This window comes from Solirubrobacter pauli, assembly GCF_003633755.1.
Classification (GTDB): domain Bacteria; phylum Actinomycetota; class Thermoleophilia; order Solirubrobacterales; family Solirubrobacteraceae; genus Solirubrobacter; species Solirubrobacter pauli.
This window is the reverse complement of the sequence record NZ_RBIL01000001.1, coordinates 2794764-2806672: the sequence shown is the minus strand read 5'-3', so window position 1 is coordinate 2806672 and position 11909 is coordinate 2794764. Positions and strand designations below refer to the sequence as shown.

Here is an 11909-nt window from a genome sequence, read left to right as displayed (position 1 = left end):
GCCTCGTTCCGGTTGCTACTTGGACCACAGCCGGAAGTCCGGCTCGTGCGAGTAGGAGTAGTTCTTGACCCGGTCCGAGAGGACGGTGACGTTCTTGTCCGCGTAGACCTGGATCTTGGGCCAGTCCTGGAGCCACAGCCGGCTGATCTGCTGGTACAGCGCCTTGCGCTTCTCCGCGTCGGTCTCGTTGCGAGCCTCCGCCGCCAGCTTGTCCGCCTCCGGGATGCAGACCTCCGACAGGTTGAAGCCGATGTCGCAGAGCATGTCGTAGCCCAGGAAGTAGCCCGGGTCGATCACACCCGGCCCGTCCAGGCGGATGTAGGACTGGTACTTGTGCTCTTGGATGCCGGTGATGTACTCCGCCGCCGGCAGCGTGCGGATCTTCACCTCGACGCCGAGCTTGCGCCACTCGCCCTGGGCGATGGTGGCGATCTGGCGGTCGGCGTTGTTGCCGTCCTGGATGGCCATCTCGACCGTCACCGGCGTCTTGATGCCGGACTCCTTGATGAGCTGCGCCGCGCGGGCCGGATCGGTCTTGGGCGCGCCGCCGATCGACTCGTCGTATTCCGGGAAGACCGGGGAAAGCGGCCCGGAGAACAGGCGCCCGTACCCCAGCGCGACGTTCTTGAGGATGTCCTCGTACGGCAGGGCGAGCGCGAGCGCTTCGCGCACCTTGACGTTGTCGAACGGCTTCTTCGAGTTCGGCAGGCCGATCTGCACCGACAGCGGCGTGTCGTGCGCGACGACCTTCGTACCGGCATTGCCTTCCAGGCTCTTCGCGCTCTGCTTCGAGAGGCCGAGCGTGATGTCCACGTCGCCGGACTTGGCCTGCAGGAGGAGGGTCGGATCCGAGTTGATGAAGTTCACCCGGATCGTCTTGGACACCGGCTTGGGCTCACCCGCGAAGTCCGGGTTGGCGGTGAGCACGGCGCTCTTGTTCGGCTCGTAGGACTCGAGCAGATACGGGCCGGCGCCCGCCGCGTGCGAGGCCATGTACTCGTTGACCGAGTCCTTCTTGACACCGCCGTTGGCTTCGACCACCGACTTGTCGACGATCGACGCGGCGGGCTGGGCCCACGCCTGCAAGGCGTTCGGGTCGGCCTGGCTGAGGTGGAAGACGACGGTGGTCGCGTCCTTGGCCTCGATCTCGTCGATCAGCGGCGGGTCCAACAGGCCGTCGTGCAGGAAGTAGCCGCCGCAGCCGTTCATGGTCAGCGCGCGCTCGAACGAGTACTTGACCGCCTCGGCATCGACGGGCTGGCCGCTCGGGAACTTCGCGCCCGCGCGGAGCTTGAAGGTGTAGGTCTTGCCGTCTTCGGAGATGTCCCAGGACTCGGCGGCGCTCGGCTCGATCTTGCTCGGGTCGACCTCGGTCGTGCCGTCGGGCCCCGGCTTGGTGCCGTACTGCGTCAGGCGCGAGTAGAGGCTGCCGATCAACGCCAGGTCGTTCGCGCCGCAGCCCGACGCCGGGTCGAGCGTGCCCGGGGCCACGGCCATGTTGACCTTCAGCGAAGACTCGTCGGCACCACCGTTCGATGAGCCTTTGTCGCCCCCAGACCCGTCGTTGTAGCTGCCGCCGCAGGCGGCGATGAACAGCGCGACGGCTGCAGCGGTGGCGACCGTTCCCGCTCGATTCGACAAGCGCATCGACTGATTCCTCCGTCCCAGAGGGAGCTCTCGGCAGGCACCCACGGCTCCTCGTCCGTAGTCCCTATGTGAGGTGTACCATACTACCGGTGACGTTGCCAAAGCTGGACACGCGGTTGGACCGCGACCACCAGTCGGTCGAGCGACCTCCAGAAGCGCGCTCAGCGGTGCGACCGACCTATGTCTCCGCCGACGATCTCGCGACGGCGCTCGGCTACGCCGAGGCCGTGGACGCGCTCGACGCCGCCTTCCGCGAGGAGGACCCGAGCGCCGGCCCCGTTCGCTCCCACCTGGAGATCCCGGCTGGTGAGCTGCTACTGATGCCGGCCCACGCCGCACGCGACGCGGGCGTCAAGCTCGTCACGATCGCCAAGGGCAACCCGGAGCGCGGCCTACCGCTCATCCACGGCGTCTACGTGCTGTTCGCGCCCGAGACGCTCGTACCGGTCGCGATCTTCGACGGCGCCGCGCTGACCGCTTTGCGCACCGCGGCGGTCTCGGCACTCGCGACGCGCTACCTCGCGGCACCCGCGGCGCGGAGGCTCGTCGTGTTCGGCGCGGGCGCACAGGCGCGGGCACACGTGCACGCGATGCGCGCCGTGCGCACGATCGACCACGTGACGATCGTCGGCGGCAAGAGCGGACGGGCCGCCGACCTCGTCGCCGAGCTGACCTCTGAGGGCGTCGCCGCGCAGCTCGGCTCGGCCGGGGCGGTCGCGGACGCCGACATCGTCTGCACCTGCACGACCAGCTCGACGCCCGTGTTCGACGCGGCGCTCGTCCGACCAGGGACGCACGTGAACGCCATCGGCGCCTACCGTCCGGATGCCCGCGAGCTCGAGCCCGCGCTGCTCAGCCGCGCGCGCGTGGTCGTGGAGACGCGCTCGTCGGCGCTGCTGGAAGCGGGCGACGTCGTGCTTGCGATCGAGGACGGCGCCTTGACGGACGGTGCGTTGCACGAGCTCGCACCGGTGGTCCGCGGCGAGACCACCTGGTCCGGGACGGAGATCACCGTGTTCAAGTCCGTCGGGCTGGCGCTCGAAGACCTCGCGGTGGCGGCCGCGGCCGCGGCCCGGCTGACCGCTGCCCGTCCCGACGACGCGGGCCGCCCCTGAGGGCTACTCGGAGCGGCCGGCCCAGATGCCCCGTGTGTGCACGAGGTGCCTGCGCATCAGCGTCTCCGCCGCGTCGGCGTCCCGCGCGCGCAACGCGGCGAGGATGTCCCGGTGCTCGCGCGCGGACGCCATGAGGTTGCCCTCACGTGCCAGCTCCGCGATGCCGACCAGCCGTGTCTGGTCGCGCAGCTGCGCGACCAGGCGGACCAGTCGCCCGTTGCCGAGCAGCTCGAGCAGCCCGAGGTGGAAGGCACGGTCAGCTACCAGGAAGCCGGCCACGTCGGCGGCTTCGGCCCGCTCCTCGATCATCGCCACGACGGACTCGAGCTCCGCGAGCTGCTCGTCCGTCGCGCGCTCGACGACCGCCCGCATCGCCGGCGGCTCGAGCATCACGCGGAGCTCGCTGATCTCGTCGAGGTCTCGGTCGTCCGGGCTGAGCACCCGGAACCCGCGGTTGCGCACGGCCTCGACGAGGCCTCCGTTGGCAAGGTCCAGCATCGCCTCGCGGACCGGCGTCGGGGAGACGCCGAGACGCTGCGCGATCGCAGTGGCGGAATGGATCTCGCCGGCCTTGAGCTCTCCGGCCAGGATGCTCGCGCGGATCACGTCCGCGGCCTGCTGACGAAGACTCGTCGGGGTCAGCGCTTTCACGGTGCCATGTTACACAGCACTGATTGACACGGGAAGGGCAGTTCTGACATCGACCTGCGGCCCGACGGAACCGCTCAGCGGCGTGGCGTACGCTCGGCACGTGAAGCTGACCCTGATCCGCCACTCGACGCTGCGCATGGACGTCGCCGGCCACACGTTGCTGGTGGACCCGCAGCTCGACCCCGCCGGCGCGCGCGAGGCCGTGCCGAACACGCCCAACCCGCGCCGCAGCCCGCTCGTGAACCTGCCGGAGCCCGCCGAGGCGGTCGTCGCCAGCATCGACGCCGTGCTGCTCACGCACACCCATCAGGACCACTGGGACGCGACCGCGCGTGAGCTGATCGCGCACGACACGCCGATCTTCTGCCAGCCCGCCGACGCCGAGCGCCTGCACGCCGACGGCTACATCGACGCGCGCCCCGTCCACGCCGACGCCAAGCTCGGCGAGCTGCTGATCGTCCGCACGGACGGGCATCACGGCACGGGCGAGGTCGGCGAGGCGATGGGAAGCGTCTCGGGGTTCGTGCTGCACGCGCCGGGTGAGCCGAGCGTGTACGTCGCCGGCGACACGATCCTCTGCCAGGAGGTGCTGGACGCCGTCGAGGAGCACCGCCCGCAGCTGATCGTCGTCAACGGCAGCGGTGCGCGCTTCAACACGAGCGACCCGATCGTGATGGACAACGACGACATCGTCGAGCTCGCGCGCGCCGTGCCCAACGCGCAGATCGTCGTCGTCCACCTCGACACCGTCTCGCACGGCACGGAGACGCGCGTGGACGTGCGGGCGCGGCTCACGGCCGAAGGCTTGACCGACCGCGTGCTCGTCCCCGAGGACGGCGCCGAGATCTAGTACGCGCCGCGGCGGAAGACGACCGCCGGGATCGTCTTCAGGAGGATCGCGAGGTCGAGGCCGACCGACCAGCGCTCGAGGTAGAGGAAGTCCAGGCGGACGAGGTCGTCGAAGTCCAGCTCCGAGCGGCCGGAGATCTGCCACAGGCCGGTCATGCCGGGCGTGACGAGGTAGCGCTTCTTGTGCCAGTCCTCGAGCTGGTCGAAGTCGCGCTGGGGGAGCGGACGCGGCCCCACGAGCGACATCTCGCCGCGCAGCACGTTCACGAGCTGCGGCAGCTCGTCGATCGAGTAGCGGCGCAGGAAGCGCCCGACCGGCGTCATCCGCGGGTCCCGCTTGATCTTGAACAGCGGGCCGGAGGCCTCGTTCAGCGACTCCAGGTCGGACTGGCGCTGATCGGCGTCCGAGTACATCGTCCGGAACTTCAGGCACGCGAAGGCCGTGCCGCCGATGCCGGGGCGGTTCGAGCGGTAGATGACCGGGCCGCGCGAGGACAGGCGCACGAGCAGCGCGCTCATGACCAGGATCGGCGACAGGAACAGCAGCAGCAGGATCGAGACGACGACGTCGAACGACCGCTTGAGGAAGTAGTCGAAGCCGTCGAAGACCGGCGGGCGCAGCTCGAACAGCGGCACGGACGTGCCGGGCACGAGCTCCGCGCGCTGGACGAGGATCTCCATCGTCGACGGCGCCACGCGCACGGTCACGCCGCGCTGGTGGCAGGTGTCCACGAGCTCGACGGCTCGCTCCTCCGGGAAGTCCGGGTCGGCGATGATCACTTCCTGGACGCGGTAGGCGTCCAGGACCTCGGCCACGTCCTCGATCCGGCCCAGCGAGCGCAGGCCGTTGTCCGGCCGTGGCGTGAGCGAGATGAAGCCGACCATCTCGACCGGCACGTGGACCTCGTCGCGCAGCGCGTGCGCGACGTCCTCGATGTGGCGGCCGGAGCCGACGAGCACCGCGCGGCGCCGGTAGCCGGCCGCGCGCAGCAGCGCGCCCGTGCCCAGCTCATACAGCCAGCGCGCCGAGCCGAGGATGGCCACGGCGAAGACGAACGTGCCGTAGAAGATGTAGTAGCTGTTGTAGTCCTCGCCGCCGCTCACCAGGGCGTAGATCAGGGAGACGACCATCACCTGGAACAGCGACGAGACGATCCGCGCGATGCCGGGACGCTGCGCCCGCTCGGCGTAGAGGCCGGAGCGGGCGAACAGCAGCACGGTGACGAGGTAGGCGAAGGCGACCGTCTCGCGCGCCTCGTGCAGCGACGCGTCCCACGCCCACACGCCCTCGCGCACGACCGCCTTGACCATCAGCGCGGTGACCAGCGCGGTCAGCAGGCAGGCGAAATCCAGGGCCAGCAGCGACACGACGCGCGACGCCTTGCGCAGCGTCTCCATCCGCAGCAGGAAGGAGAGCAGCGGCGGGCGCTTGCGGCGCACGTCGACCGGCGGTAGCACGAGCGTCTCCCCCGCGCGCGCGTATGAGTGCGGCGTCGGCCTGTCCGGGCTCTTGGTCTGGGTATCTGCCACTGGCGTTATCCAACTGCAACGCGCCGCGTGGCGGCGCGTTGCGCACTTTCTTCCCGGCTACGCCGGCAGCGTACCGGTCAACGCAGCGGTACCGGCCGCGTCGAGCGTGCGCTGAAGCCCCTCGCGCAGGTCCACCGTGGGCTCCCAGCCGAGCAGCTCACGGGCGAGGGTGATGTCCGGCTGGCGAACCTGCGGGTCGTCGGTCGGAAGGGCTTCGAAGACGATCTCCGACCGCGAGCCGGTGATGTCGACGACGGCCTTGGCCAGCTCCAGCAGCGTGAACTCGTGCGGATTGCCGATGTTCACCGGCTGGTGCACGCCGGACTCGGCGAGCCGGATGATGCCGTCGATCAGGTCGCTGACGTAGCAGAACGAGCGTGTCTGCTGGCCCGTGCCGAACACGGTGATCGGCTTGTCCTGCAGCGCCTGGCGCAGGAACGTCGGGATCGCGCGGCCGTCGTGCGGACGCATGCGCGGGCCGTACGTGTTGAAGATGCGGACGATCGCCGTGTCCACGCCCTGCTGGCGGTGGTAGGCCATCGTCAGGGCCTCGGCGTAGCGCTTGGCCTCGTCGTAGACGCCACGCGGCCCGATCGGGTTCACGTGCCCCCAGTAGGACTCGGGCTGCGGGTGCACCTGCGGGTCGCCGTACACCTCGCTCGTGGACGCGGTCAGGAACCGCGCGCGGTGCAGCTTGGCCAGGCCGAGCGCGTGGTGCGTGCCGTAGGAGCCGACCTTGAGCGTGTGCAGCGGCAGCCGCAGGTAGTCGATCGGACTCGCCGGGCTGGCGAAGTGGAAGACGAAGTCGACGGGCTCGTCGACGAAGAACGGCTGCGTGACGTCCTTGTGCATGAACACGAAGTCCGGTCCACGCAGGTGCTGGATGTTGGCAAGCGACCCCGTGTCGAAGTTGTCGACGCAGATCACGCGGTGACCCTTTGTCAACAACGCATCGCACAAATGCGATCCGAGAAAGCCGCTGCCGCCGGTGACGAGGCAGGTGGCCATGTGCCCCGGCATGGTAGCCAGGCGGCTATCCGCGTGCCGCCTTGATGGCTTTCTTGCTCACGTCGATGCTGAGCACGTAGCTGCCGTTCGGGAGCCGCTCCGCCAGCCCCTGGTTGGACAGGCGCTTGCAGACGACCGGGCACTTCTTGCAACGCGGCCGGCTCTTGCAGCACTTCTTCTTCGTCTTGACGACCCGCGGAAGGTCCTTGTTCTTCTTCGCCAAGGAAGGCTCGGTATAGCATCCGCACGCATGGCCGCTGATGCCTTTGTAACGCTTCTGAACGAGCAGATCGGGCACGAGTACGCTGCCCACCAGCAGTACGTCGCGTGCGCCGTCTACTACGACGCCGAGACCCTTCCGCAGCTCGCGCGCTTCTTCTACGCGCAGGCGCTCGAAGAGCGCGAGCACGCGATGATGATGGTCCAGTACCTGCTGGACGCCGACGCCGAGGTCGTCATCCCCGGCGTGGCCGCTCCGCAGGTGCGGTTCGACGACATCGTCGAACCCGTCGCCCTGGCGCTCGCCCAGGAGAAGCGGGTGACCGAGCAGATCAACGCGCTCGCCGGCCGCGCCCGCGCCGAGGGCGACTACACCTCCGAGCAGTTCATGCAGTGGTTCATCAAGGAGCAGGTGGAGGAGGTCGCGACGATGTCCGACCTGCTGCGCGTGGTCGAGCGCTCCAAGGACGACCCGATGGACATCGAGAACTTCATGGCGCGCGAGATGGCGAGCGGCGAAGGCGGCGATCCCACCGCCCCGGCCGCCGCGGGCGCTTGATCCGCTCGCTCGCGCTGCGCGACGCCGCCGCGGAGGTCTGGGAGGCGTCGCTCCAGCACCCGTTCGTGCAGGGCATCGGCGACGGCACGCTCGACGAGGCCGCGTTCCGCTGGTACATCCGGCAGGACTACCGGTTCCTGATCGACTATGGCCGGCTGCTGTCGCTGGGCGCGGCCCGGGCGCCGCGCCTGTCGTGGATGCGCCGCTTCGCCGCCCTGTCGCTGGCTGTGCTGGAGACGGAGATGGAGCTGCACCGCGGGTTCGCGGCCCGCTGGGGCGTGACCGACCTCGAAGCCGTGGTGGTCGAGCCCGCGACCGCCGCCTACTGCGACTTCCTGCTGCGCACCGCGTCGTTGGGCGACTTCAGCGAGCTGGTGGCCGCCGTCGCCCCGTGCATGTGGGGCTACGCGGAGATCGGCACGTCGCTAGCGGCGAACGCCACCTCGGACCGCTACGCGGAGTGGATCGAGATGTACGCGGGCGACGAGTTCGGCGAGCTGGCCGACTGGTCCCGCGAGCTGCTCGACGAGGTCGACGGCGAGCTCGAGGCCATGAAGGCGGCGTTCCTGACGTCGTCGCGCCACGAGCTGGCCTTCTGGGAGGCGGCCTGGCAGTCGCCTAGGTAGCGCCGCGCGTCACCCGCACGGCGAGCTGCGCGAGCCGGGCCCGGTCCGGCTCGGGCAGTGGCTCCAGCAGCTCCGAGAGCGCCTTCGCCGCCTCCTGCTCGACCGCGCGGGCGAACGTGCGCCCTTCGTCCGTGAGCCGCACGTGCACCACGCGGCCGTCGCTCGCTCCGGGCACCCGCTCCACCAGGCCCCGCCGCGCCGCCCGGTCGACGAGGCCGGACACCGACGACTTCGTCAGGTCCAGGTGCCGTCCCAGCTCGAGCATCGGCGGCTCCCGGTCGCGCAGGATGCCGAGCAGCCGCATCTGCGTGAGGGACAGGTCGTGCCGCGCTGCCAGCGCGGTCAGCCGGGCGTGCACGGCGAACGCGAGCTCCGCGACGGCGTCGACCAGCTCGGGTGCGGGCTCGGACATGCGCGGTAGCTTGACATAGTTCGTGGCACGTACTACTTTGGTTCGTACCGCGAACTACTTTGAGGTGCCGCCATGCACGCCGCCGTCGTCCACGCCTTCGATGTCCCGCCCCGCTACGAGTCCGTCGATGCTCCGTTCCGGGCGCCGGCCGGATCGCGGTGCATGTCCTCGCCAGCGGCCTGCACCCGCGCGTCCGCTCCAGCGCCGACGGCTCCCACTACACGAGCGACGGCGAGCTGCCCCTGATCCCCGGCATCGACGGCGTCGGCCGCCTGGAGAACGGTGAGCTGCGGTACTTCGTGCTGCCCGACACGCGGCAGGGCGCGATGGCCGAGCAGACGCTGATCGACCCGCGCCGCAGCGTCGTCCTCCCGGAGGGGAGCGACGTGCACGCGCTGGCCGCCGGGATGAACCCGGGCATGTCGTCGTGGGTCGCGCTCCGCCGGCGCGTGGCGTTCGCGCCGGGCTCGTCCGTCCTCGTCCTGGGCGCGACGGGCAACGCGGGCCGGATGGCGCTTCAGGTCGCCCGCCACCTCGGCGCGGGGACGGTGATCGCGGCCGGCCGGGACGCGAAGCGGCTCGCCGCGCTGGACGCGGACAGCACGGTCGGGTTCGACGAGCTCGAGCGGGCCGCGGACGCCGACGTCGTCCTGGACTACGTCTGGGGCCGACCCGCCGCCGCGGCCATCCGGGCCATCGTCACCGCTCGCCGGGATCGCGGCCGCGCGCTGGACTGGGTGCAGATCGGGTCGGTCGCCGGGCCCGACCTGGCGCTGCCTTCGGCCGCCTTGCGCGCGGCGAACCTGCGCGTGCTGGGCAGCGGCCAGGGCTCGGTCAGCACCGCGGCGATCGTGGAGGAGCTGCCGGGGCTGGCCGCGGCGATCACGTCGGGCGTGCTGGACGTGGAGGCGGAGACACGGCCGCTGGAGGACGTGGAGGCGGTGTGGGACGAGGCGGTCGCTCGCCGAGTGGTCTTCGTGCCGTGAGGCCGGGAGGTGCCCGGCCGCCGCCCGTTCACGGGCTCCGCCGCCGCAGCACCCGCATTTCCCCCCGCCGCAAGGTCAGCTTCTCGCCGTCGAAGCGCTCCAGATACGCCTGCGCGTACTTACGCGAGGTCCCGAGCTCGTCCCGCAGCCCGGCCAGCGAGATCGACCCGTCGCGCTCGATCGCCGCGACCACGCGCTCGCGCACCGTGGCCAGCACGTCCACGTGCACGTGCATCGTCGGTCCCAGCCGCGCCGCCCGCCCGTGCTCGCGCAGCTCGGCCAGCGCCGCGGCGTCCTGGTCGAGCGGCGGTTCGTGCGCCGCGTCCAGCAACTCGGCCTCGAGCTCGAGCGCTCGCGGCGACAGCGGCGCGCGCTCAGCCTGCGGCGGCGGCGTCGCTTCGGCCGGCGCCTCGGGTTCCGGCTCGCCCCGCTCCAGGCGGGCGAGCCGGGCCAGGAGGCCGCGCGACGGGCCGTGCCGGCGCGGGCCAGGGTCGAGCACCACGCCGCCGCCGAGCGTGTCCGGCGGCGCGAGCGAGCGGATCACGAGCTTGTCGCCGGCCGCCGGGACGATCGGCTCTTCGAGCCGCAGCTGGAAGAAGCGCCCGCCGAGCTCCACGAGCCGCGCGGCGGACTCGCGCGTGCCGTGATGGACGCCGACGCGCGCGCCGCCCTCGGGCCGCGCGTCGGGCGTGGCCCACGTGAGCGCGACGTCGACGCGATACGTGGCCTCCACGAGATCTCCGGAGGTGATGACGTCGCCGCGCGCGACCTCGGCGCGGTCGAGGCCCACGAGGTTGAGCGCCACACGCTGGCCCGCCTCGGCGCGGTCGACCGGCTCGTCGTGGACCTCGACGGAGCGGACCCGAGCCGAGAGACCCGCCGGCAGGACGGTGATCTGGTCCCCACGCGTGACGGCGCCGGACCACAGGGTGCCGGTGACGACGGTGCCCGCGCCGCGGATCGTGAAGACGCGGTCGACGTGCAGCCGCGCCGGGCCGTCCGCCACCCGGGACGCGACCTGCGCCGCCGCCCGGTCCAACGCGGCGCGCAGCTCGTCGAGCCCTTCGCCCGTCCGTGAGGACACCGCCACGACTTCCGCACCCGGGAACAGCGATGCGGCCTCCGACGCGGCGCGCTCCGGCGACGTCACGTCGGCCTTGGTGATCGCGACCACCCCGACGGTCACACCCAATGCCGCCAGCACGGTCGCGTGCTCGCGCGTCTGGGGCATCACGCCGTCGTCGGCGGCGACGACCATCAGGTACAGGTCGATGCCCGTCGCCCCCGCGACCATCGTGCGGACGAACTTCTCGTGGCCGGGCACGTCGACGACGGACAGGCGCGTGCCGCTCGGCAGCGCCAGCGGGGCGTAGCCCAGCGCGATCGAGATGCCGCGCGCCTTCTCCTCGGGCAGGCGGTCGGTGTCCACGCCGGTCAGCGCTTCGACGAGCGCGGTCTTGCCGTGGTCGATGTGGCCCGCGGTGCCGAGCGTCAGCGGCATGCTGGAATGAGCCTGACATGCCGGACTTCGACGAGGTGGCGCGCGCGATCGCGGGCATTCCGTTCATGTCGCCCGCCCAGGGCCGGCTGGTCTACGACCACGTGCGGCAGAGCGGCGCGCGCGACGTGCTCGAGCTCGGCACCGCGCACGGGGTCGGCGCCGCGTACATGGCCGCCGCCGGCGCGAACGTCACCACGGTCGACTTCCAGGGCGCGCACTACGACCCGAGCCCGGAGGAGACCGCGCGCCGGGCGGGCGTCACGCTGGACGTCGTGCGCGCGTACTCCTCGTACACGTGGTGGCTGAAGACGCAGATCGAGGCCCACACCGACGCGCACGGCAACGTCACGCCGCAGTACGACTTCGTCTACCTCGACGGCGCGAAGAACTGGACGATCGACGGCCTGGCGGTGGTCCTGGTCGAGAAGCTCCTGCGCCCCGGCGGCTGGCTGCTGATGGACGACCTCGAGTGGACGTACGCGCAGGACCCGCATCGCGAGGCGACCGACGGCATCGTCCACCGCGAGCTGTCCGAGCCCGAGCGCACGCAGCCGCACCTGCGCGCCGTCTTCGACCTGATCGTCGCCCAGCACCCGAGCTTCACCGAGCTCAGGCGCCAGGACGAGTGGTGGGGCTGGGCGCGCAAGAACCCGGACGCGCCGCGCACCTACACGGTCACGACCTCGCAGCCGCTCTCTGCGCTGATCACCAACACGGCGCGCAAGGCGGCTCGTAAAGCCCGCGCCCGTGTGGCATCCTTGAAGTAGATGACCACGCGCGCTTTACGAGTACGAGTACTCGGGCTT

At 71.0% G+C, this 11909-nt stretch carries 12 protein-coding genes and 1 pseudogene; 6 read left to right on the top strand and 7 right to left on the bottom strand.

Annotated features, from left to right (window positions below):
- Positions 1–15 precede the first annotated feature (15 nt).
- Positions 16–1647 carry an ABC transporter substrate-binding protein gene (locus C8N24_RS13315; RefSeq protein ID WP_121250607.1) on the bottom strand — a complete coding sequence of 544 codons (1632 nt, stop codon included), beginning with the start codon at positions 1645–1647 and terminating at the stop codon, positions 16–18.
- Between the two features lie 89 nt (positions 1648–1736).
- Between C8N24_RS13315 and C8N24_RS13310 the strand changes: the two genes are divergently transcribed.
- The gene (locus C8N24_RS13310; RefSeq protein ID WP_170179063.1) at positions 1737–2762 is read left to right on the top strand and encodes an ornithine cyclodeaminase family protein; all 1026 of its coding nucleotides are present in this window, start codon (positions 1737–1739) and stop codon (positions 2760–2762) included.
- A gap of 3 nt (positions 2763–2765) precedes the next feature.
- On the opposite strand, the gene C8N24_RS13305 is transcribed toward C8N24_RS13310, so the two are convergent.
- Positions 2766–3413, bottom strand: a complete 648-nt coding sequence (locus C8N24_RS13305) for a GntR family transcriptional regulator (protein ID WP_211339948.1) — start codon at positions 3411–3413, stop codon at positions 2766–2768.
- Positions 3414–3513: 100 nt separating this feature from the next.
- Here C8N24_RS13305 and C8N24_RS13300 point away from each other — a divergent pair, with 100 nt between their 5' ends.
- Positions 3514–4263, top strand: a complete 750-nt coding sequence (locus C8N24_RS13300; protein ID WP_147447768.1) for an MBL fold metallo-hydrolase — start codon at positions 3514–3516, stop codon at positions 4261–4263.
- Here C8N24_RS13300 and C8N24_RS13295 read toward each other — a convergent pair.
- The 3 genes from C8N24_RS13295 to C8N24_RS13285 are packed head-to-tail and all read right to left on the bottom strand — an operon-like array spanning position 4260 to position 7023.
- Positions 4260–5792, bottom strand: a complete 1533-nt coding sequence (locus C8N24_RS13295) for a sugar transferase (RefSeq protein ID WP_245971852.1) — start codon at positions 5790–5792, stop codon at positions 4260–4262. The genes C8N24_RS13300 and C8N24_RS13295 overlap by 4 nt on opposite strands.
- Before the next feature lie 57 nt (positions 5793–5849).
- Positions 5850–6800, bottom strand: a complete 951-nt coding sequence (locus C8N24_RS13290; RefSeq protein WP_121250604.1) for a UDP-glucuronic acid decarboxylase family protein — start codon at positions 6798–6800, stop codon at positions 5850–5852.
- 25 nt (positions 6801–6825) lie between these two features.
- On the bottom strand, positions 6826–7023 hold the full coding sequence (locus tag C8N24_RS13285; protein ID WP_121250603.1) for a hypothetical protein: 198 nt from the start codon (positions 7021–7023) through the stop codon (positions 6826–6828).
- 27 nt (positions 7024–7050) lie between these two features.
- On the opposite strand from C8N24_RS13285, the gene C8N24_RS13280 reads away from it, so the two are divergent.
- Entirely contained in the window at positions 7051–7578 is a 528-nt protein-coding gene (locus tag C8N24_RS13280) for a ferritin (RefSeq protein ID WP_121250602.1), read from the top strand.
- The gene (gene tenA, locus C8N24_RS13275; protein ID WP_121250601.1) at positions 7575–8204 is read left to right on the top strand and encodes a thiaminase II; all 630 of its coding nucleotides are present in this window, start codon (positions 7575–7577) and stop codon (positions 8202–8204) included. The genes C8N24_RS13280 and tenA overlap by 4 nt, the downstream gene beginning before the upstream one ends.
- Here the strand turns inward: tenA and C8N24_RS13270 are convergent.
- Positions 8197–8616: a MarR family winged helix-turn-helix transcriptional regulator gene (locus C8N24_RS13270; protein ID WP_121250600.1), complete on the bottom strand. Its 420-nt coding sequence runs from the start codon at positions 8614–8616 to the stop codon at positions 8197–8199. The two genes, tenA and C8N24_RS13270, sit on opposite strands and share 8 nt — an antisense overlap.
- 72 nt (positions 8617–8688) lie before the next feature.
- On the opposite strand from C8N24_RS13270, the pseudogene C8N24_RS13265 reads away from it, so the two are divergent.
- Positions 8689–9602, top strand: a pseudogene (locus C8N24_RS13265) (quinone oxidoreductase family protein).
- 28 nt (positions 9603–9630) lie between these two features.
- Here the strand turns inward: C8N24_RS13265 and selB are convergent.
- A complete protein-coding gene (gene selB / locus C8N24_RS13260) occupies positions 9631–11103 on the bottom strand; it encodes a selenocysteine-specific translation elongation factor (RefSeq protein WP_121250599.1) in 1473 nt (490 codons plus the stop codon).
- A gap of 17 nt (positions 11104–11120) precedes the next feature.
- Here selB and C8N24_RS13255 point away from each other — a divergent pair, with 17 nt between their 5' ends.
- Positions 11121–11870 (top strand): class I SAM-dependent methyltransferase, encoded by a 750-nt coding sequence (locus C8N24_RS13255; RefSeq protein ID WP_121250598.1) that lies wholly within the window; start codon positions 11121–11123, stop codon positions 11868–11870.
- The last annotated feature ends 39 nt before the right edge of the window (positions 11871–11909 follow it).